This window comes from Paenibacillus sp. FSL R5-0908 (assembly GCF_038006245.1).
Lineage (GTDB): Bacteria > Bacillota > Bacilli > Paenibacillales > Paenibacillaceae > Paenibacillus_AQ > Paenibacillus_AQ odorifer.
This window is the reverse complement of sequence record NZ_JBBOUV010000001.1, coordinates 342,542-365,321: the sequence shown is the minus strand read 5'-3', so window position 1 is coordinate 365,321 and position 22,780 is coordinate 342,542. Positions and strand designations below refer to the sequence as shown.

Genomic DNA, 22,780 nt, shown 5'->3' with positions numbered 1-22,780 from the left:
CCTAGATCTTTAACGAAAATGAGTAATGTCACCTTTTTATGTAAAATAAGAGCATCCATTCAAAAGAAAGTTCCACACAAAAAAGCACGCAGTGTACTGCACTCATTGAGCACAATACACTGCATGCTTTTGAAGGATTATCTGTAAAAAAACATCTACTCCACCGTCAACACTACCATTCCAATCCCGCTTACAGTTAGCTTATTACCCGTCAGATTCTGCACAAGATCGGCTCCAAAAACTGTTTTCCATGCACCAAGCTGTGGCAGAACCAAAGCCGTCTGTTCTACATTAGCATTAAAAAGCACATAGATATGCTTCGCCGCATCGCCTCCAGCATGGCCACGCAATGTATACGCTACCGAACTTACCGGTGCTTTTTCAAATACTAGATGATTCCGAATGTCATCTGCCGTTCGCATACGGAAAGCCGGATGCGCTTTACGCAAGGCAATTAGCTGCTTCAGATAATCCACATCGTCCTGATGCGCGGCGCACAGCTCCCAATCCAATTGGTTGATCTTTACCGAGGATTTATAGCTGTTCTCTACCCCGTTTTTCGTGCGCATAAATTCCTGACCCGCATGGACAAAGGGGATTCCCTGACTCATGAATACTATAGCAGAAGCTAACCTATGCATAGATTGGCGCTGTTTGTCCGTCTGCCCTTGTGTGGACAGTAATATCTTATCCCATAACGTATGATTATCATGACATTCCACATAATTGACGGTTTGCTGAGGCTCCACGGCAAATTGTCCAATGCCTGGGGCAAAAGCAATGCCTCCCGCGACCCCTGCCTTTATCGCAAGCTCCAGTCCCATCATTCCGCTGATGAAGCCCGGTTGATCTTGCAGAAAAATATTCCCTTTAATTGCATCCCGGAAATCATCATTAAAATGTCCGATTCCCGGCAGAAGCGCAGCATTCTTCTGATGAGCAAGCCGCTCCATCGGCAACTCTGTCCCCATCATCCAACCTTCACCAATCGTCATGATAGACGGGTCAATCCCATCCAGACGACGCCGGATTTCCTCCATCGTGTCGAGGTCAATCAAGCCCATCAGGTCAAAACGAAAACCATCGATATGGTATTCTTTGGCCCAATAAACTACGGATTCCACGATGAAGCTGGACATCATCAATCGTTCTGAAGCCACGTCATTCCCGCAGCCAGAGCCATCCGACAGGCTTCCGTCTTGCTTGTAACGCAAATAATAGCCGGGAACCAGCTTGGTGAAATTCACGCGGTAGCCATCGTACACATGGTTGTAAACCACATCCATAATGACGCGGAGACCCCGATCATGTAGTGCTTGAATCAATGTTTTTAGTTCGCGGATACGCACTCCTGGCACATAAGGATCTGTAGCATAGGAGCCTTCTGGCACATTATAATTCTTCGGATCATAACCCCAGTTATAATGCGGTTCATCCAGCCTCGTCTCATCTACACTCTCTGTAGAATAATCATAAACAGGCAATAGCTGCACATGGGTTACACCGAGGTTCGCGATATGATCGAGTCCAGTGAGAATACCCTCCGGTCCGCGGGTTCCTTCTTCCGCCAAAGCAAGATATTGTCCTTTATGGGTCATACCGCTTGCTGGATGAATGGATAAGTCACGCAAATGAAGCTCATAAATAATGGCATCCACAGGATCATCCAAGGGCGGCTTATCTTCCGTCCACCGTTCAGGATCTGTTTTGCGTAAATCTAAAATAGCTCCCCTATCACCGTTCACTCCTACAGCACGTGCATAAGGATCAACCGCCTCATTCCACTGTTCTCCAAGACGTACTCGGTAGGTATAGAACTTGCCATCTAAATCACCGTCAACTGTAATTCTCCACGTTCCCCGGACATCACGGATCATAGAATACTTACACTCTGCTGCTCCCTGCCATGAATTATAGAGTACCAGCTCCGCTTCTTGAGCGGTGGGCGCCCACAAACAAAAAGCTGAACTCCCCGGAGAGTATGTCAGGCCGAGATCGTCCCCATCATAGCTGAATAACTGATCAAACTCCTGAGCAAACACGGAAACCCCTCTAGTAGCCGCAGGATCCCCATAATAAATGGGTTCCTTCATTTCCCTTTGTACGGACAAAGCACCTATCCCCTTTTCCAGTTATTAACTGGATTATAGTATGATCGTCTAAGTAGTGCAAACGTTTGGACTCAAATTTTTCAAGCTATTTTGTCAGGACAATCCCTCTACCTCGATGCATCTGCAATATCTAGCCCGACCATCGTAATAATGTCTTTATTTGCAAAATACGGAATACGCCGTTCTTTCCCTAGAGTGACTCTACCGTCCTTGTACCGCACACCATTATCGTGAACAATCAGGGTAGGACGCTCTCCATCATCAAATCCCTCATATCCTATACCTAGTACCCAATGGTAATCGTAAGTAAACTTGCCTCTCCACCGCAAACGAAACCACTTATCAAATTTAACAGCCACAGGCCGGCCTGCATCAATCTCTGCTTTATATACTTCAAAATCATTAAACGTAGTAATAAGTAACTTTTGCTGATCCTTCGGTAAAGTCGCTGAATGGATATAGTTCTTCAGTCCTTTGGTAAAACGGCGCACACCCATCCCCCAAGGTCTTCCGCCGTGATGGCTGTATATGTAATTAATATGAGCGGCTTTGGAAGGAAAATGACCTTTCCCCCGAATAAAGTCCGCTCCTGTATGGGTGTTCCAATACTCCGTTAACGCTGCCATCGTAGCTGGGCCACACGCAGAGGACGGGGATTTGACCCCAACCTCCCACTGTGTATATGGCTCCGCAGGCAGTTTCTTACTAATACGAGGCTGTCTATACTTCATTCGGATAGATCCCCTCTTAAAGGGCTAGACTTAGGAGTAATATGTGGAGTCGCCTCCGGAAGTAGAATTACATTTGCACCGGCATCCAATTCTCCTTCTGCAGCTGCTGCCCCTAACATAGTTGTCTCCCGTTCTTCTGTCTGCACTGTATCTTCCACATCTATCTCAGCTTTACTATCAGGATGGATCTGCAGCGTGAAATAGAAATTAGAGCCCTCTCCTTCACTGCTCTCTACAGCGATGGCTCCACCCATCAGCTCAACGAGCTTTTTACAAATCGCCAGCCCCAATCCGGTCCCTCCATATTTGCGATTAAACGAGGAATGCAGCTGATAGAAGGACTGAAACAGCCGATGCTGCTTCTCAATAGGAATGCCGATCCCCGTATCTCTAACATTAAATTTCAAAGTTAATTTCTTTTGATCTGCGGACAGCTTCTGCTCTACGTAAATACTGATGCTGCCCCGATCTGTAAACTTGATTGCATTGCTGACCAGATTGACCAATACCTGACGCAACCGCCCGGCATCGCCCATAATCAGTGGCGGCACTCCAGGTGCCATGCTGCATGATAACTGAATATTTTTCTCCAAAGCCTTAGCTGTAAATAGATCGATTACGCTGTCCAATACGGCTTGAAGCTGCACGGGCTCATTTACAATCATCATTTTTCCGGCTTCAATTTTGCTGTAATCCAGTATTTCATTCAAAATAGATAGGAGCGAGCTGCTGCTCTCCTTAATAATGTCTGTATATCCAAGCTGTTCTTCATCAAGCTCCGTTTCCGCCAGGAGATCCGTCATCCCTACAATTCCGTTCATCGGTGTACGGATTTCATGGCTCATAATAGCTAAGAACTCAGACTTAGCCTGGTCTGCTTTTTCCGCAGATTCCTTCGCACGAATAATTTCCTTCTCATCCGTGATGTCCCGGAACACTACAACAACACCTTTCGGCTCCCCCTTATCAAACAGAGGGGTTACCTGGTATTCCGCAAGAAAGCTAGAACCGTCCTTACGCCACAAGACCGCATCATTACTCTGATAAGATACACCTGACTTAATAGCCTTCATCAGTGGAGATTCCTGCGGCCGATAATGGCTCCCATCAAGCGCTATTTGCTGAATATGATCCAAATAAGGATGGCCCATAATTTCATCATGTTCATAGTCCAGCATTTGCAAACCAGCAGGGTTAATGAACGTCACCTTCTCCTCCATATCGAGTCCAAAGATGCCTTCTGAAACCGCATTTAAAATAAGGGTATACTCATTGCTAAGCTTCTCAATTTGTTCTGTATAACGGATGCGCTCTGTAATATCACGGGAAATCCCATACACACCCACTACTTGGTCATCTACAATGATCGGAATATTGGTAGTATTAATTTCTACAAAGTGTCCGTCTTTATGAATAAGCGTTAGATCATAGCTTTGAGGATAACCTTGGGCGGCTAAGTTAAAATGATACAACGTCTTCTCTATGTCCTTCTCATGCACAATGGGGCCAAAGTACATTCCGATCAGTTCCTCCAGCGAATACCCGGTCAACTTCTCCAAATTCGCATTGGCGGTCAAATAATCTCCATGCAAATTCATAGAGTACACAGCAGATGGATTGTATTCGAACAATGATTTATACCGTTGCTCGCTCTCCTTAAGCTTGAACTCGAACTGCTTACGCTCCGTAATTTCCCGTCCAATCGCTATAATCTCCATGATATTTCCCTCATCATCATAGGTATAACGACTGCTCGACTCGAACCAGACATAGGTGCCGTTCTTATGGCGGTAGCGGTAAGCTACAGCCGGAATAACGCCAGAGCTGCGGCTCTGCTCCATTAAACCTTGCATCATAACTAGATCATCGGGGTGAAGATAATTATATGCGCTTGTCCCAACCATCTCTTCAGGTTCATAACCAAGCAGGGTACGGCTAGCCGAAGAACAATATAAGAAAACACTGTCTTTGATCGCATGACGCGAGATTAAATCCAGCGAATTCTCAGACATCAATCTATAATTGCGTTCACTTTGACGAATTTGTTCTTCCATTTGCTGCTGCTGATCCCGATGATCCACCGTTTCCTGAGCTGCGATCTTTAGTTCCGTAATATCCTCGGCGTATACTATAATATACAAAGGGGCTTGTCCTTCTTCTGCTCCTAATCCAGAGAACATGAGAGACAGGCACACGGGTTGACCTTCTTTATTTAAAAAACAATGTTCCTTCTTCCAGCTGCCCGCTGGCGATTTCTGAAGCTCGTCCATTACTAATCTATAGGAGAGCTCTTTTGAATGTGCCTCTCTATTTTCCGATTCTGTAAAAAGAGCCCCGGCAAGAAACTCGGCCTCCGTAAAGCCAAGTAGATTGCAAAAAGCCGGATTGACTTTTATCCAGTTGAAATCGCCGTTATTCGAAAACAGTACGGCCATTCCTTCTGGAGACCTCATAAATGCATGATCCAGAATTGCGTTAAATTCTACCGAGCTGCCCATTTAAGCCAGACCTCCTTTGTTGCTAGTGCTAAAGCTCTCATACCTTCTTATGTCAGTATACGATAAGAGAACTGGGGAAAGAAATGTCTAGCGCATTATTTTAAATTGGAAATATTTAAATTTAAATTATTGACGTAAACAAATAAACAACTTATATTTAACAATAAATATATCGTTCGTGACCTATTACGATGGAAGCACCCGTAATAAAGGCTTTTGCCTTTGCTACGGGTGCTTTTTTGTTGTCTTCAGGGAAACGGACAAAAGGAGGAGCGAATTAATGAACGCACTAAAGTCATTCCCCTTACTACTACTGGTGATCCTGTTATCGTTAAGCACATCAACGGAAGCTTTTGCTACAGCAACGACTGAATTAACACCCTCTATTCAAGCGGAGTTTGATCTAACAGCTGCCACTGCCGACGGTCCTACAAGGATAAAGATGACTAATCTGTACAATGATTTATCTACTTTAAAGATGCAATACAATAATCGTGAGGAGCAGATCCGAACCCTTCACTATAATAATGAGCAAACACTGATTACAGTACGTAAGCAAATTAAAGAGATTGATTTAGCAACCGTAGCTCAGCTGGAGGCTACCGTTAAGAGCTGCAAACAGCACTATCAGCCCTTATTCGACCAGTACAATGCGCTTAATAAGCGTATCAAGATCGCCAAGGGTCTTAAAAACAAGACTTTGAATACCGTATTACAAGCCCAAGGTGATGCTATGAAGGTCTTGGTTCAGTTGGCACGCAAAGAAATTAGCGACAGACAGAATCAGTTGAATACAGCGAAACAGGTACGTACCCGAAAGATAACCTATGCCCGCAAAACCTTGTCTGGCATTGATAGCCCACAGGTCTCAATTAAATCTAACAAAAGCGTAGTCACCTCATTGAATAAACGGATTTCCGCAGATTGGAGTGACTTCAAAGCAGCCATTCGCAAGCAAAACCTTACATTAACCACTCAGTCTCTGTCCTCACTCGTCTCCGGGTACCGCCAAATCGCAACGCACAAGCAAAAAATCATAGAATTAGAACAAAAGATTTCTGCTGTCATTGCTGATACGAGGAAACAGATCATTTAACGGACTTTTTCTTCTCATTCGCTCTGCGGTAAGCCATTACTTTGCGGTACATGCTTTTATCAGAAAGGTGTTTAAAAATATACGGGTCCGGACTAGTATTCACTTCAATAATCCAAGGCGTCATGGATCTATCCAATCCTACATCGACACCAATCTGTCTAAACCCAGGATATTTCTTATGGTAGAAACGTCCGGTATCTTCGCCTAGCTTTCTCAGTATCTTAAGCATTTGCGCTTGCTGAGCTTCGTTCAGATAAGGAGACAGCAGCTTTTCCATAGCAGTTAGTTTGCCGCCGCTATGATAGTTGGTAACAATCTTACCTTTCTCAGCTACCCGACCGATCAGACCGGTAGTTTCCCATTTGCCCTGCGGGCTGAGCTGGACCATCACACGGATATCAAAGCGGTGTTTCCCGTGCTTTAGCAAAACTATTCCTCTTTGAATCAGGTAACTACGCCCACGCGTCGCTTTCTTTAAAGATAAATGGAAGGCGTCAAAGGTTCTAAAGGTTTTGAGTCTTGTTCCACTTTGGTACTTATATTCTGTTCCATGAGCCTCTCTACTCTGTTCAACCTTCATCACACCATTGCCATAGGTACCGTATTCCGGTTTAACATAAACCATTCCATACTTCAGCAGCATAGCTTTCAAATTGACTTTACTGAATTTTATCGTTTCGGGAATCAACGGTGAAATTTCAGCGCTTCGCATGAGCACCTTGGTTTTAATCCATTTGCTGGTCAATGCAGACTTTAACTTCTTTCCCAACTGTCCTCTCCCCTGTCCCTCAAAAATAATCACGGCCTTTGTAAGCCTTAGTATTTTATGCTGCAAATGTACAAATGGCATGAGTGAAACGCCCTCTCCGCTTTCGGATGTATCTACTGTTTACTGTGTTGCATATGGTGGAAGAGGATATCCATTAGCGGATAAAAGGAGGCGTGAACCATGCACATTTGTATCATTGCACCGGAGCAGTTCCCAGTTCCGGGAGACGGTTCTGTAGAAATCTGCATTTGGGCCATTGCCAGAAGACTGGCGGAGAGACATAAGGTAACCATTGTAAGTCGGAAGGTACCTGGATTACCTGCTGCCACTATATTGGAGCAGGTGAGAATTATCCGATTGCCTGCAAGCACCCCAGCCCATTATCTTACCTCGGTATTAGAATACATTCAGAAAGAATCCTTTGACATCATTCAGGTTGATAATCGCCCCCATCTTATGTCTGCTGTAAAGAAGCAGCTTCCTCATATCCCGGTATTTCTGTTCCTGCACTCTCTTACCTTCACACCGGGTACAGATAAAGTGGCAAATGCCTTAGCAAAAGCAGATCTGATCATCGCTAACAGCCACTCCTTACAGCGAAGATTGGATCGCCGCTTCCCTCAACTGACCACAGGGATTCATATTGTCTTATTGGGAGCTGATCTTGACCGGTTTACCCCTGTGCCGATATCTGAAAAACAACAGCTTCGTAGTTTCTACAAACTCCCGCAGACCTTCACAGTTTTGTTCGTTGGTCGGGTTATACCCCGCAAAGGAGTGCCTATATTAATACGTGCTATGTCGCATTTAAACAAACACCTCCCCGCTCATCTGGTTATCGCCGGCAAAGGCAAACCGTCGTACATACGGCAGTTGAAGCTTCTTGCACGGCGGCTGAGAGTGTCTGTTACTTTTCTAGGAAATGTGGCTCATGAGAATATTCACACCCTTTATCAGGCGGCAGACTGCTTTGTATGCCCTTCCCAGAACCATGAATCCTTCGGCCTTGTTAATGTAGAAGCTATGGCCTCCGGTCTACCTGTTATCGCTTCTAATAATGGAGGTATCCGAGAGATTGTCGCCTCTGGCCATAACGGTTATCTGGTAGAACGATATCGCGAGGCTTTACCCTTTGCCCGGTATTTGCTGCGTATAGCCCGCCATCCACAATTGGCAGTTACCATCGGATCACAAGGGAGAGCCGACGCTCTTGAAGCCTTCAATTGGCAGCGTACAGCAAACCATTTAGAACAGCTGTATCAAGCTTCTGCAACACCACAGCAAGGGTACAGAACTCTTGCAGGTGGAATGCAATTGTAGACTCACCACAAGTAGGGGTCTCCATAAGCCATCAACTGGCTGCTGGGTCCCTTTTCTTTTGGAGCTTGCTTGAGCTAAACACCAATCTCCGACTGAATTAGGTAACATATGCACATACAAGGTAGCTATCGGACACAGCTGACTCCAAACGCAGCTTTATTCCACATTTGCAAAGCTAAAGGACCCTATAACCACTATTGGCATGAAAAATGCCCCATATGAACGTCATCCATAGGAATAACGTCAGTGGAGTCCGCAAACATGTTCCAAGGGTCAAAACTCACAAATAACGTCATATGGGTCCGTAAGCCTCAGAGGAGGGTTATTACTCCGCGATGCAGACAGTTCATGAGCAACAGCAAAAAGCAGCGATCCTCCCTCACGGGAGAATCGCTGCTTGCTTTGTTTGTGAATTTTACATTACATAGGTAAGTTTCATTCAAATCAATTGAATAACTGTAAGCACAAGCCCTACGACAAACCCGCATAAAGCCCCGTTCACACGAATCCATTGCAGATCTTTACCCACTTTATCTTCCAGCATATTCACTAGACTAGCGTCATCCATGCTGTCCAGATTCTCTTTTACCAAAAGACCTATTCTGTAGTGGTTAGCCTCAACAAAAGCAATTAGCGAAGCACGAATCCGCTCTTCCCAGCTGCTGATCCATTCTTGTTCCTTGCCAATACGACGTACAAGCAGGGTATATAACGTGAACAGCTTGCGTCCCCCAGCCGCCCGATCTTCCTCCAATAGAGAAATTGCTTTGCTGCGAATGTTCTCCAATTGCGTATGCAGAAATACGGTTGCCGCTTCGCCTTCAAGCTCATTTAGTGCCCATTCTTTTAATGAAGCCAGTCTAGCCTCATCATTAACAATCTGGAACAGGGCCACTCGAATCTCACGGATAATCTCTTCACGGTATGGGCTATCCTCTTCCCGAAAATCGCGGATACCGGACTGCAACATACCTTGCAGCATTTCACCAAGCATATCTGCATCCATAAACCCGACAAAAGCCTGAAAAGCCATACCTTTAAGTCCGCCAAGCTTCACTTCAGCCAATTTCTCGCTGGCGATCTTGCCCAGCATAGCTTTCGTTTCAGGACGTCCGCTCCAATTAGATACCCCTTCCAGAGCATAGTCCAGAGCAGCTACATCTTTACCGTCATTCATTAACTTAGTAACTATTTTATCAGCCGCAACGCCAAGCTCAGCTTCACGAACATATTCGGAAGCTGCCTTTTGCAGAAACGGTACAGCCTTCTCTACCGGAAGACGAGACACGAATTCGCCAAGCTGCTCCAATATTTGTACTCTTGCCTTCTTTTTACTAAAAAACTTTGTCAGCAGCTTGGAGCCCATTGATATAAAGCCAAACTTACGCAGCTTGTTCTCAATGCTTTCCTTGTTAAGAAGCTCAGTCTCCATCGCGGTGATTAGTGATTGGATGATCTTATCGCGATTCTTGAGCAGTAGTGAGGTATGTGGAATACGCAGCCCCATCGGATGGCGGAACAGCGCCGTTACCGCGAACCAGTCGGCAATCCCCCCCACCAAACCGGCCTCGAAACCACCTCTCAGTAGAATCACGGCTAGGTTTTCAGGTAGAAACAGTGTAATCAGAAACCCACATGCCATAAAGGCGAGTGACATGGTGGCTAAGTTTTTGGATCTCATAAATAGTCCCCTTTACATAAGCAGCTGCCGATGTCCTTACGCAGGAAAAATACCGTCGGTCACGTTCCTCGAACATAAGCTGACGATAGATTCGGCTAGTCGGTTAGTTTGACAACTATTGTACCACGACTGAACTATTTTCTAAAAATATACTGTAAAAACTCTTATCTCTTGTTAGACGTTCATTATTGTGCATTTGCATGAAAATGGTTTTTGGTTTTCAGAATATTAATGATAAGATACAAGTAACGTTTCAAATCCCCTTAAAAAGTACTACTTTACCTGGAAAAGGAGCTCATACAATATGCTGATTGCTTTAGATATGGATGGAACATTACTGAACGAAGAAGGAAACATCAGTCCAAAAAACCGCGAAGCTATTATAAAAGCTCAGAAACTAGGTCACATTGTTATTATTGCTACAGGGCGCTCCTTTATGGATGCAGAACGTCAGCTTCGGCTGGCGGATCTGGAATGTCCTGTAGTCAGTCTAAATGGCGCAGTCGTCACATTATCTGATCGCACCCTCGCGGCAAGCACGCCGCTGAATAAAGCAGACATCATTCCTGCTCTACGCTGGATGAACGAAATTCCGGACTTGTATTACGAGGTATACACTGAGGATAACGTTTATGTAGAGCTGAACAAACGTGTACGGTTAGAGAAATTATCTGCACTAAGTGATGAAGAAGTTCCTGAAGAAGTCAGCTGGCTGCTGAAAGCAATGATCGATCAACAGTTTCAACAAGCAGCGGTAACCTATGTGGAGAGTATGGAAGAGGTTTGGAGCAAGGAGGAAAATGTTATTTATAAAACATTGGCTTTTTCTCTAAACCGAGAGCTGCTCAAGGAAGCTTCCACCCGCTTCGCAGCTATTCCGGGCTTAATTATTACCGCCTCCCATGTAAATAATATCGAGATTAACCATGAAGAGGCCAACAAAGGCTCCGGGGTAACCATGCTTGCTGACCATTATGGTATCCCGCTAGCGGATGTAGCTGTCATGGGTGACAGTTATAACGATCAGCCGATGTTCGAGAAGGCCGGCTACCGGATTGCTATGGCTAACGCTGCGCCAATTCTTAAGGAAATGGCGGAATTCATCACCACCAGTAATGAGGAAGACGGAGTCGCGGCAGGAATTGAGCATCTTTTGAATAGAATTTCTAAAGAATAATTTCTGTATAAAGCAGTGAATGCACAAATAGCACCGTGGGCAGTTCTGCTCACGGTGCTATTTGTGGGTTTATTTTTGCTAGGTAGAGGGCTTCCATCACACTTTAGGTTTAGGTTTAGGTTGTGGCACGCCTATAGCTTACTTATCGCTTTCCTGTAGCTTACTGTGGCTTGCCTATTGCATCCCCCGTCCCTCTCAAGAATTAGTTGTACTTCGTACAGTTAAATGCCCTCTTTTAGGCGCTAATTCGGATTTAATTGCACTCTGTACACTTATATTCAGCAAATCTATTCAAAACGCAAAAATTCGCGATTTTTAACTGTACAAACTACATCTAAATCGCAAGACATTCGCTACTCCACGAAATAGTTGCACTGAATACATCTATTTCACTTCAGCCACGCAATCTATCCATATCTATAGCAGCCTCCGGGTTAAAGCGAACTACCTTTCCATTCATCCCAAATCATCAAGGAAGCTGTCCTCCCCCTCCCATTCGGCAGACACTCGTACGTAGTCATCCACCTCAGGAAATTCCAACAGTTCAATGATAATCAATTCGAGCGCTGTAATGGCCCGCAGCCCATGCTTCGTACCAGCAGGAATCGTGACCGTGTCCCCGGCGGCAACCGCATGAAGATGGCCATTCATCCGGTATTCTCCATTCCCAGAAAGAAAAGACCAAACTTCTTTAGTATGCCGATGAAAATGGTAGCTGGTGTGCTCACCTGCCAAAATGGTTATTTTTGAGGTCGTAACCTCAATACCGGCTGCCGTGCGAGAGAAATCCAAAATGCGTGAGGTACCCCAGCGTTTTTCTTCAATCATCGGCTTCGCTGCATGGCCCTCCAGCTTCTGCTTAATTCGTTTTGCCTGCTCTATCCCAGCAACCAAAATGCCATCTGGCCCTGACGCCACGATTAAACCAGGAGCGCCAATGATATGCACAGGACAAGTGAGTTCGTTGATCAAATGGGTACCTTTTGAATCCTCAGAAATACTCCCACTGCCAATTACTCTTCCTTGCAAATGGGGAACAAGTGCATCCCAGCTGCCAATATCCGCCCACACCCCAATATAGGGGATGACTACCGCTCGCCGCGTGTGTTCTAGCACCTCATAGTCAAAGCTTCGTTCTGGCAATTGATCATAACGCTCCATAAATCCCATGTAATCTACGGGAAGATCCCGTTCCACCATACTTGAGAGCAAGTACCCTAATGAGCAGGAAAACACGCCGCAATTCCACAGTCCTCCCTGAGAAATGAACTCGGCGGCTGTCGATTCGTTCGGTTTCTCTGCAAACTGTTTAACATTTAAAAAAGACGTCCCTCCTACCCCAGACCCTTCACCCGGCAGAATATAACCGAACTGCGTAGAAGGAAATTCAGGTAAAACACCAATTAAAGCAATGTCCGCGTGTGATTCGGCAAGCACACTCGGAAATTGATGAAGCTGCTTAAAAAAAGAAGCCTCCACATACGAATCCACCGGAATGACCACTACGATCTCATTTGAGTCCATACCCTTCACAGAATGCAGATAACTCGCCGCCAGAGCTACTGCAGTAAAAGTCCCCCGTTTCTGCGGCTCTGCTAATAAAGGGACTTGAGCACCAACGGATTTGCGAGTAATCTCCACCTGACTGCGATGAGTCACAATGCAGCTTGAATCCAACAAACCTACTTCTTCCAGCCCTCTGCATACCCGCTCGATCATCGACTCCACACCGCCAGCTTCTGTTGGAAGCAGCCTTAAAAAAGCTTTTGACCTGATCTCATTTGATAGCGGCCACAACCGCTTCCCCGATCCCCCTGAAAGGAGTACGATCTGCAACCCTATCGCCCCCCTGCGTTAGATTTAGCCCCCGGTGTTCTCACATACCCCTTTCGTTTATGAAAAGACAATGATCTATACTTCTCAGCCAGCTGATTCACTTTCTGCTTGGATAGCTGTCCTGCATTCATATGGAGACCTTTATTACGCGCTTTTTGAATCTTCATTCCCTCGCGATTTTTCGAATACAGGTAATTGGCATAGGTTTCGAATTCGGAAAAGGCAAATTGCTTGGAGCGGTTCATACTGTGTAAAATAGCTCGATACCAAGGCATTTGGTGTTTTGCTTCTATCTCTCTTTTCATTTGAGCCAATTGACTGCGTTCAAACAGCATGTAATGGGTCACAAATGATGATTTTGCGGTCACCTTGCGGCCCATGAGTTTCCTATAGGTTACAAAATACTGTGGTTGGCTCCAGTTCCGGCTGTAAAAGAGTGTCTTGCCATTCGCCCGAAAATGGTGGGGGGTGATCAGAACGGTATCGGCATCAATGACCAAAAAATAATCCGCTGTGCAGAGCTTGTCGCCATTCAGCTTCAGCAGCTGTTGGAATAGCCAGCCGGAACGTTCCCAGGTGCGTGAGCGGTAATGAATGTCTTTTTTCGTAATCGGCAGCACCGTATTCTCGTCAATAAAGGTACAGCCTTTTGTGCGGCAGAACTCAATCATCCGTTTCTTTTTGGGAGCAACAATTATTATCCGGCCGATGGGATGCTTAACCTGCTTTCTAACAGCGTCAATCACATGGGGAAGGGTCTGTAAATCTTTTTCAATCGCGGGAATCAGTACATCTATAGTAACGGCATGTCTGATGCGGGCCTTACTGGGCGAGGGCATAGGGTCATCTCCATATCATGTTTTTGCTTTAGGATATGAGCATGATAGGAAAAGGGAATGGGCATCACAGAATTGTTCAGGAGAGTGGCAAATGTGCGCTGGACAATTCTGCGATGCGGGGGCAGAAATTTTTATATTATAAAAATAGAAACAGTCCTGCACCCAGCGCCCTTTACTGGGGCAAATATGCCCCTCTTTTCGCTTATGGAGGCGGGTTCGCCCTTTTCTAGGGTATTTTTGCCTCTCATTTCGCCCACGCAGCCACATTCCAGCTAATCTACGGGATTTTTACCGTACATTTCGCCCACGCAGCCGCATTCCAGCTAATCTACGGGATTTTTACCGTACATTTCGCCAACCCAGCCACGATCCAGCTAATCTGCGGGATTTTTACCGTACATTCCGCCCACACAGCCACATTCCAGCTAATCTGCGGGATTTTTACCGTACATTTCGCCCACGCAGCCACATTCCAGCTAATCTACGGGATTTTTACCGTACATTCCGCCCACGCAGCCACGATCCAGCTAATCTGCGGGATTTTTACCGTACATTCCGCCCACACAGCCACGATCCAGCTAATCTGCGGGAATTATACCGTACATGCCGCCCATGCAGCCACATTCCAGCTAATCTACGGGATTTTTACCGTACATTCCGCCAACCCAGCCACATTCCATCCTTTCTACGGGATTTATACCACCGTTGTGTCCCACTCTCACACCATTCCCCATATTTTTACTGGCTCAATATCCAACACTTTTCCTGTGCAGTAAAAAGCCTGGGATGGTATATTGTAGATTGGCTAAATTTTCGGCACATTTTAAGATGAACTCAAACATCATAGAACTAGATTTGTTGAGATCACTCTATATAGAAATAATGAAGGTGAATCTATTGAATAAGCTTTTATTTCATAATATCCCGCTGGGAGCGACTGGTGAGCGGATCCCGCAAGCGGCTGTGGCCTCAGCGCAGACAAGCCAAGAACTGGTGAAGCGGGAGGAAGAGGACTCCGCTTATTTTCGCAGGCTGGAAGAAGGCGGCATCCTGCTCAACCGTCCGCAGATTTCCGCGGTACGGCATCATAAAGGGCCGCTTCTAACATTGGCTGGCGCAGGCTCCGGCAAAACCTCGGTTCTGATCTGCCGAACCGGCTATTTGTTGTCCGTGCGCGGTGTCTCGCCAAGTCAGCTGCTATTGCTGACTTTTTCGAGTAAAGCTGCGGCGGAAATGCGCGAGCGGATCGCCCTATTACCGGGAGTAGGCCCAGCGGATGTCGCGCGGCTGCAGGCCCGCACGTTTCATTCCTTTTTCTTATTTTTCTTGCGCAGACAAGGATTGCAGCAAGAAATTTTCAGTGAGACGCGGCGCCAGCACATCCTGTTGAAACAAATCATGCGTGAGCTCGGGCTACCTAAAGATGCCTATCCACCGGAAACGCTACTCTCCCTGCTCTCTTCCTGCAAGATGAACATGGGTACCGTAGAAGGCTTGCCTGAAGGAACCACCGCTGAAAAAGAAATGAAATCCATTCTGGAAATCTACGAACAATGGAAACTAGACAATTTCAAAATCGACTTCGACGATGTCCTCTTAATCGCCTATCGGATGCTGAAGGAGCGTCCTACGCTTTTGCAGGAATTGCAGATGAGATATCTATACGTGATGGTGGATGAGTTTCAGGATACCAATGCCTTGCAGTACGAGTTAGTCAAAATGATTGCTCACCCGCAGCATAATCTGATGGTGGTTGGCGACGATGACCAGACGATTTATTCCTTCAACGGGGCACGCAGTGAATTTATTCTGGAATTCGAGAAGCTGTACCCGGGAGCAAGGGTTATTACACTTGATATTAATTACCGTTCTGGTCCAGCTATAGTCGGACTCGGCAACGGTATTATCCGGCACAATACGCGCCGGCGTTCCAAAACCCTGCAAGCTGCCAAAGGCAGCGGGAGTCAGCCCCGGTATATGCGTCCGCAGACAGCAGACGAGGAAGCTGAGCAGATGGTTGAGCATATTTTAAACGAGGTTTCGAGCGGCAAAAGAGAATATAGCGACTTCGCCATGTTATATAGAGCGTCCAGCAGCAACCGGGCCGTTCTGGAATTACTTCTTTTACGCGATATTCCCTATATTGATTATGGAGAAGGCCAATTACTGTACGAACACTGGCTAATCTCCCCGGTCGTGGATCATATGCGTCTCTCCGTGAATCGGCGGAATTTTGCGGCTATGGAGAACATCCTGCCTACTCTATATATGAACCGTGAAAAAGGTATGAATCACATCCGGCAAATGGAAGCCAGACAACCAAAGCAAGGCCCACTAATCCATCTGTTGTCCATGCCCGGCATGGAGGATTTCAAGGGCACTAAGCTTAGAGAGCGGCTGGATCTAATTCGCAATATGCGCGAGTTAACCCCAGTCCAAGCGATTCGCCAGATCCGCACGCAATTCTATGATTATTTCATCGAAGCAAATGAGCGGCATCAAGCAACCTTGCATCGTGAGACGTTAAAAGAAATGCTAGATGAACTAGAATCGTCTGCAGAGCGATTTGATAGTATCCCTGCCTTTCTGGATTTCATAGATAATGTTACGGATCGTAATGAACATAATCGTCAGCCGGACACCAAAGAACAAGGGAATCGGATCGCGCTTATGACCATTCACAAATCCAAGGGATTAGAGTTTCCTGTGGTCTTTTTGATTGGAGCCTCTGAAGGAATTCTCCCGCATAGCTCCGCCCTGGAGGGCGACCGGCTCAAGGACCGCAAGCTGGCCGCTGCAAATAGTGGAAGTTCAAGCTTGGCTGCCCTGGAAGAGGAGCGAAGACTGGCTTACGTAGCTGTTACTAGAGCCCGGGAAGAGCTATTTATCAGTTCACCTGCGAGGCATCGGGGCAAAAAAGCAGAAGTCTCCCGCTTCATGTTATCAGCCTTCCGCTCTGCCGTTTCTTCCACAGCAACGACTACGGTGAGCAGAACAGTGACAACAAGATCCTTACCTACCAGTCGCACAACTGCGACAAGAACCCATGTCGTTCCAGTATGGAATTGTACCAGCAATACCTGTCCTGGCTGGACGCGCATGAAAGCGGGCGGAGCTGAGGATCATTTAACCTCAAAGCCCTGCCCGTTATGTAGTTCCCCTATGGCAAAGGACCAACGAGAAGTTCCTGTATGATTCAACGCAAAAAAAGCAAGTTTCCTCTTCCCTGGAAACTTGCTTTTTTAATAAAAATATAGGTTTAGGCTGGAGTTACTACCGCTTCTTCTTCCTCTTCTTCATGCACGGTCTTGATCTGGATCATTACGGTTGACGGTTCGGTCAACACTTCAATCCCGTCCTTAAAGATCAGGTCAGAGACAAGCAATTGGTCGCCAATATCCAATCCGCTGATATCCACTTCCATGGAGGTAGGAAGATCTTCAGGCATACAGCGAACTTCCACTTCATAAATTTCAACCTGAAGCGTACCGCCTGCTTTAATACCTACGGCTTCACCTGCAAAATGAATAGTCACCTTGCTGTCCATGCTCTTTTTCATATTTACATGTTGAAAATCAATATGCAGAATTTTGCCGGACAGGGTATCCTTCTGAATGTTCTGAACCACGACCGGAACCTCTAGCTCTTCCGATACCTTACCTTGCAGAATTGCGCGCGGATTCTTTTTGAGAATGTCCAGAAGTTCTTTTTCATTCACTTCCAACGTCAGAGTCTCTTTACCAATACCATATAATACAGCCGGAATACGTCCTTGCTTACGCGCCTGATTGATGTTGGACTTGGTGTCAGTCTTACGTGTGTTGAATTGAATAAACTTATTCATTGGGTTTCCCGCTCTCTTTGACCATAAATTCTTGTCACACCAAGTGTAACATGACCATATAATCTAGTCAAACTTACTGGAAGAACACTAGGATTCATATTCGTCAAATGGGTCAGCGATTTCAATCTGATACGCTTCTGCATCACTCACCCCTACAGACAATACCGCCCGGCCTCCTCCAAGACGCTTCAAGCCACCACTGAAGATGACATCCTCCAGTTCCTTGCGCTTGCCCGGGCCCGCCGGAAAATCACTGCGGACTGCTATTATTTTGACCGGAGTTGCCTTATAAGTCTCAGGATTCAGCGAAAAAGCCATGGCATAATAATGTTTGTTTCCGGCGCTATCGAAGCAAGCAATATGGCCCAACACGCCCACCATTCCACCCCGCAACAGATGAGCTTCATTGGCTCCACCCCACTCTTCGGGCACGAATTGATCCTGTAGCACCTCGGCATCAATGAAGGTCTGCTCATTTAGTTCGTCCAGCGAAGGAATCACTGTGAACCCAATCTGTCCCCGCCCGCCCCGCTCGCCCTGTGGCCGGGTAAACACGCCTACACTGCCATTATCAAGCTCGATAAGCCGGATATCCTTCATCGTGCCGGGTCCTGAAGAAAAGTGGGTCAAAGAATCGATGTGATACCCCCGGTAGAACTGGGTCACCCAGGAGACAATCCGGTGCGGATCATCCGCTGCCGTAATCACTTCCACCCCGCCCACGATCAGTTCCCCCCTGATCCGGGTCCAGCACGGGTCCTGTAAATTGTACGTATGCGTATGCGCACGAGGCCTCCAGACCCCATCATGGCATGTAAAAAAGAAGACTTGAGAGAACTCACTGTCCCGTTCCTCAACTCTTCCCATTAGTACCTCTTCCCCGTTATACATAAACGGGGCGGTTATATTATAGACATCCCGGTGCCCAACACCGGTGAACGTCAGTTTATTTACAGTAGTTGTACCGCGTCCGGCATGATATGTATCCAGAAGCTGCTTACAGGTGGCTGTCCGTGCCGGGTTCCTTGTCATCGCCGTCCTCCTCGTAATCATTTGAACGATCGATCACCCAATCGTTGTCTTCAGCATCCATGGCAATCAGCTCGCCGGGCTGGACATTAAAGTATACACATAATTTTAGCAACAGATCCCTTGGATACTGCACCATCTCATTCTTATACATTCGGCGTACCGAATCAAAATGGTAATTGATCTCTTTAGCAAGCTTGCGGATCGATAATTTCGGATCATGCCTCTCCATGACCTCACTCAGTTTACTGCGTATGACTGGCATTCCTACACCTCCTCCAATAATATATCCGCACTAACCCCAAGGCGTCAATCGAATTGACAAGATAAAACGGTCATGTTACAGTGGGATTAGGAAATAATTTGCAACATTTCTAATTTCAGAAAACCAAATACCTTTCCCTATTCAGAAAATAGAGTCTTCTTTATTTTCTTTTTTTGTATCCAGACCAATCGCAAGACCATTAGGGAGGCTCTTTGAATGAAAAATACAGTCCGTAATCACAACATCGTGTTCTTGGGAACCAGTCTGCCGCGAGAGTGCGGTATCGCCACGTTCACACAGGATCTGCTAGATGAACTTATCCACCTTCCCGGCTTCAACCCGCCCCGGATTATTGCCATAAACAACAATGAAACCTACGCTTACGATCAGCAGGTAATACGGCAGATCGACCAGCATAATTACGCAGATTATATAGATACGGCCGATTTCCTCAACAATTCTGATACCGATTTGTTGGTCATCCAACATGAATTTGGCATCTACGGCGGAGAAAGCGGTGAATACCTGCTGCCCTTTGTCGAACGTTTAAACATTCCGTATGTTGTTGTTTTTCACACAGTGTTGACCAAGCCCTCCCCTAAGCAGCATCAGATCATCCGATGTCTGGCCGAGCGTAGCGTGCAGGTCGTGACGATGGCGGAATCAACCCTTACCGATTTATCTACTATTTATGAGATCCCAGTTTCCAAAATCACATTCATCCATCACGGTGTCCCTCAAGTGAGCACAGCTTCACGCTCCAGCCTCAAAGCACAATACGGTTATCCAGACCGCAAAATCCTCTCCACCTTCGGCTTCCTCAGTCCCGGCAAAGGGATTGAATACAGCATCGAAGCCATGCGCGGCGTGGTCAAGCGCCATCCCGAAGCACTTTACATTGTCTGGGGCAAGACCCATCCGGTCGTCAAGCAGGAATCCGGGGAAGTTTACCGCCAGAAACTAACGGACCTGGTAGAAATGTTTGACCTGCAGGACAATGTCCAATTCGTCGATAAGTTGCTGACCCAAGAAGAAGTAATAGAGTCCTTGGTCATGTCAGATATCTATGTGACTCCTTATCTGGGTAAGGATCAGGCCGTCAGCGGCACCCTGGCCTACGGAGTCGGTTATGGCCGGGTCATCGTGTCGACCCCTTACCGCTACGCCCAGGAAATGCTGGCAGAAGGCCGCGGTCTACTGGCTGATTTTCATGATTCTGCTTCCTTGGAAGCCTGCATTTTGCGCTTGCTGAACAGCCCTGCTCTGGTGCAAACGATGGAAGACCGCACGTTGAAGCTCGGGCTCACTATGCGCTGGAACGAAATCGCCAAAATCTATGCCGCCTTGTTCCACAGCCATATCCAGAGCTCGGCTTCAGCTGATCGGAGCGTGATTTAATGGAAACCTTCACCACAGTACAGTCTAAACCAGGCTATATGCGCAGAATCACGGACGATACAGGAATCTTTCAGCATACCAAGTTTGGGGTTCCGGACCGTTCCAAGGGCTACACTACCGATGATAACGCCCGCGCCTTGATTGCTGCGGTCTTAATGTACGAGAATTCCCGGGATGCCGTGGCACTCGATCTCATTCATACGTATATCTCTTTTATCTATCATTCCCAGACAGCGGACGGCAATTTTCGCAATTTCATGGATTATAACCGCTCCTTTATAGAGGATAAAGGTTCTGAAGATTGCCAGGGACGTACCTTGTGGGCACTCGGGTTCGCCTTGTCACATGCTGCTTCCCTGCCCGATAACCTGATGAATACCTGCCGGTATTTGATCAATCAGGCACTGCCGCATCTGGAGGCCTTGGGCTCACCTCGGGCCGGAGCCTATGCCATCATCGGCCTAAGTTATCTTACCGAAGCACCGGGCTCATTAGGTTATGCTTTTCCATACCCGCATACTGAAAACACGACCGAAGAAGCCACCTTTCTGCCAAGGGCAACCATTGAGAGTCTGATCGAAAATATTGCGGTTCGGCTGCACAATCAATATACCCGCTATAAGGGGCACGGCTGGAATTGGTTCGAGGACAGCATCACTTATGGCAATTCCATGCTGCCCTGGGCTCTGCTTCGGGCCTTCCTGATCTCCGGGAATAAAGACCTGCGGGAGACCGCCAAGGAAAGCCTGGATTTCCTAGCTTCCACCACCTTCTCCAGCAAAGGTTACTATAAACCGATCGGCAGCCATGGCTGGCTGCTGCGCGATGGGCTGGCTGCACCCTATGATGAACAGCCCATTGAAGCCTGCGAGATGCTGCTGGCCTGCCGGGAAGCAGCTGTTGTTCTTGAGGACCCCGCCTATCTTGCGCAGGCAGAATTATGCTACAACTGGTATCTAGGGCATAATTCCTTGGGAATCCCTCTGATCGATCCGCAGACTGGTGCTTGTTATGACGGCATCCATGCCGCGGGGCTCAACCTGAACCAAGGCTCGGAGAGCATTATATCCTTCACAATTGCCCGGTTGGTGATGCATCATGAATAAATATGCTACGATCCTAGCCGGCGGGGGCGGAACACGGTTCTGGCCCCTGTCCAGACAAGAAATCCCAAAGCAGCTGCTGAACATTAGTGGCAACGACATTATGCTAAACGATACGATTGAACGCTTCAAAGGGATTATTCCTCAGGAGAATACAGTTATCGTTACTAATCGTACCCAAGCAGTATTGTTGGAGAGTATTATGCACAGCAGCGTTCTAAAAGCTAATATTCTAATTGAACCTGTGGCGCGAAATACAGCCGCTAGCATTCTTTTTGCAGCATTATCTATAGAGAAATCTCATGGCAATTCTTTAATGGTCGTCCTTCCCTCCGATCACTATATAACCGATGAGGAACAATTCCGTCTTACACTAGACGAAGCCTGTACTGTTGCCATGGAGTCAGACAAAATAGTAACCATCGGAATCAAGCCTACTTTCGCATCTACTGGCTACGGCTATATCGCCTTTGATAAGACGCCGATTGCGACTAGCCCAGTGGCTGTATATGATGTAGATGAATTTGTAGAGAAACCAAACTTTCAGAAGGCACAGAGTTATCTGGCATCCGGTAATTATCTATGGAATAGTGGGATTTTTATTTGGCAGACCTCTGTCATTATTGATAATTTCAAACGTTATCTACCTCGACTCTACAAAACCATGCTGCCCATCAGTGATTGTTTGGGTACAGATCAGGAAGAGGAAGTTATTAATGCCATCTATCCAACGCTTCAGAATATTTCGATTGATTACGGCATTTTAGAACGCTCTGATGAAGTTGTCGTGCTTTCCGGGCAATTTGGCTGGAATGATATCGGCAGCTGGGATGCACTGGGTTCAATCTTCCCTCCGGATGATGCAGGCAACATTATAAAAGCAAATCATGTAGGGATAGATACCCATAATTCAATCATCTATGGAAATGGCAGATTGATCACGACCATTGGTGTAGACGGGTTCATCATTGCCGATACTGGGGATGCACTATTAATCTGTCCCAAGGACAAAGCGCAGTCAGTCAAAGATATCGTGGAGCTTCTAAAGGAACAGGGAATGACAGAATATATCTAACTAAAAGG

17 protein-coding genes are annotated in these 22,780 nt (G+C 46.6%); 7 read left to right on the top strand and 10 right to left on the bottom strand.

Going from position 1 to position 22,780, the window contains the following annotated elements; translation table 11 throughout:
- Positions 1-155 precede the first annotated feature (155 nt).
- The 3 genes from pulA to MKZ09_RS01630 form a co-directional block, all read right to left on the bottom strand.
- A complete protein-coding gene (gene pulA / locus MKZ09_RS01640; RefSeq protein ID WP_076134796.1) occupies positions 156-2,111 on the bottom strand; it encodes a type I pullulanase in 1,956 nt (651 codons plus the stop codon).
- Positions 2,112-2,218: 107 nt separating this feature from the next.
- Positions 2,219-2,842, bottom strand: coding sequence for a C39 family peptidase (locus MKZ09_RS01635; RefSeq protein ID WP_076134795.1), 624 nt, complete (start codon positions 2,840-2,842; stop codon positions 2,219-2,221).
- A complete protein-coding gene (locus tag MKZ09_RS01630; RefSeq protein ID WP_076203408.1) occupies positions 2,839-5,340 on the bottom strand; it encodes a PAS domain-containing hybrid sensor histidine kinase/response regulator in 2,502 nt (833 codons plus the stop codon). Before MKZ09_RS01630 ends, MKZ09_RS01635 begins: the two co-directional genes overlap by 4 nt.
- Positions 5,341-5,620: 280 nt before the next feature.
- On the opposite strand from MKZ09_RS01630, the gene MKZ09_RS01625 reads away from it, so the two are divergent.
- Positions 5,621-6,436 (top strand): hypothetical protein, encoded by an 816-nt coding sequence (locus MKZ09_RS01625; protein ID WP_076134793.1) that lies wholly within the window; start codon positions 5,621-5,623, stop codon positions 6,434-6,436.
- Here MKZ09_RS01625 and MKZ09_RS01620 read toward each other — a convergent pair.
- On the bottom strand, positions 6,429-7,205 hold the full coding sequence (locus MKZ09_RS01620; protein WP_232061115.1) for a YheC/YheD family protein: 777 nt from the start codon (positions 7,203-7,205) through the stop codon (positions 6,429-6,431). The genes MKZ09_RS01625 and MKZ09_RS01620 overlap by 8 nt on opposite strands.
- 180 nt (positions 7,206-7,385) lie before the next feature.
- Here MKZ09_RS01620 and MKZ09_RS01615 point away from each other — a divergent pair, with 180 nt between their 5' ends.
- Entirely contained in the window at positions 7,386-8,525 is a 1,140-nt protein-coding gene (locus MKZ09_RS01615) for a glycosyltransferase family 4 protein (protein WP_076134792.1), read from the top strand.
- A gap of 439 nt (positions 8,526-8,964) precedes the next feature.
- Here the strand turns inward: MKZ09_RS01615 and MKZ09_RS01610 are convergent, their stop codons facing one another.
- On the bottom strand, positions 8,965-10,206 hold the full coding sequence (locus MKZ09_RS01610) for a DUF445 domain-containing protein (protein WP_076203405.1): 1,242 nt from the start codon (positions 10,204-10,206) through the stop codon (positions 8,965-8,967).
- Between the two features lie 304 nt (positions 10,207-10,510).
- Between MKZ09_RS01610 and MKZ09_RS01605 the strand changes: the two genes are divergently transcribed.
- A complete protein-coding gene (locus tag MKZ09_RS01605; RefSeq protein WP_076203402.1) occupies positions 10,511-11,383 on the top strand; it encodes a Cof-type HAD-IIB family hydrolase in 873 nt (290 codons plus the stop codon).
- Positions 11,384-11,839: 456 nt separating this feature from the next.
- Here MKZ09_RS01605 and MKZ09_RS01600 read toward each other — a convergent pair whose 3' ends face one another.
- Together MKZ09_RS01600 and MKZ09_RS01595 are read right to left on the bottom strand one after the other, a co-directional pair.
- Positions 11,840-13,219, bottom strand: coding sequence for a sugar phosphate nucleotidyltransferase (locus MKZ09_RS01600; RefSeq protein ID WP_076203398.1), 1,380 nt, complete (start codon positions 13,217-13,219; stop codon positions 11,840-11,842).
- A gap of 2 nt (positions 13,220-13,221) precedes the next feature.
- Entirely contained in the window at positions 13,222-14,058 is an 837-nt protein-coding gene (locus MKZ09_RS01595) for a DUF6492 family protein (RefSeq protein ID WP_076134788.1), read from the bottom strand.
- A gap of 897 nt (positions 14,059-14,955) precedes the next feature.
- On the opposite strand from MKZ09_RS01595, the gene MKZ09_RS01590 reads away from it, so the two are divergent.
- Positions 14,956-17,253, top strand: a complete 2,298-nt coding sequence (locus tag MKZ09_RS01590) for a UvrD-helicase domain-containing protein (RefSeq protein ID WP_076203392.1) — start codon at positions 14,956-14,958, stop codon at positions 17,251-17,253.
- Positions 17,254-17,317: 64 nt separating this feature from the next.
- On the opposite strand, the gene MKZ09_RS01585 is transcribed toward MKZ09_RS01590, so the two are convergent.
- The 3 genes from MKZ09_RS01585 to MKZ09_RS01575 all read right to left on the bottom strand — a co-directional run bounded on the left by MKZ09_RS01585 (position 17,318) and on the right by MKZ09_RS01575 (position 19,196).
- A complete protein-coding gene (locus tag MKZ09_RS01585; RefSeq protein WP_076101172.1) occupies positions 17,318-17,902 on the bottom strand; it encodes a 50S ribosomal protein L25 in 585 nt (194 codons plus the stop codon).
- An 87-nt stretch (positions 17,903-17,989) separates the two neighbouring features.
- Complete coding sequence (locus MKZ09_RS01580; protein ID WP_076203389.1) at positions 17,990-18,934, bottom strand: DUF1861 family protein; 945 nt, start codon at positions 18,932-18,934, stop codon at positions 17,990-17,992.
- Positions 18,900-19,196, bottom strand: coding sequence for a helix-turn-helix domain-containing protein (locus tag MKZ09_RS01575; RefSeq protein ID WP_051491502.1), 297 nt, complete (start codon positions 19,194-19,196; stop codon positions 18,900-18,902). Before MKZ09_RS01575 ends, MKZ09_RS01580 begins: the two co-directional genes overlap by 35 nt.
- A 216-nt stretch (positions 19,197-19,412) precedes the next feature.
- Between MKZ09_RS01575 and MKZ09_RS01570 the strand changes: the two genes are divergently transcribed.
- From MKZ09_RS01570 to MKZ09_RS01560, 3 genes are read left to right on the top strand one after another with little or no spacing between them, the layout of a single operon-like run.
- Entirely contained in the window at positions 19,413-20,594 is a 1,182-nt protein-coding gene (locus tag MKZ09_RS01570) for a glycosyltransferase family 4 protein (protein ID WP_076134785.1), read from the top strand.
- Positions 20,594-21,700, top strand: coding sequence for a glycosyltransferase (locus MKZ09_RS01565; RefSeq protein WP_076134784.1), 1,107 nt, complete (start codon positions 20,594-20,596; stop codon positions 21,698-21,700). Before MKZ09_RS01570 ends, MKZ09_RS01565 begins: the two co-directional genes overlap by 1 nt.
- On the top strand, positions 21,693-22,772 hold the full coding sequence (locus tag MKZ09_RS01560) for a mannose-1-phosphate guanylyltransferase (RefSeq protein WP_076134783.1): 1,080 nt from the start codon (positions 21,693-21,695) through the stop codon (positions 22,770-22,772). The genes MKZ09_RS01565 and MKZ09_RS01560 overlap by 8 nt, the downstream gene beginning before the upstream one ends.
- The last annotated feature ends 8 nt before the right edge of the window (positions 22,773-22,780 follow it).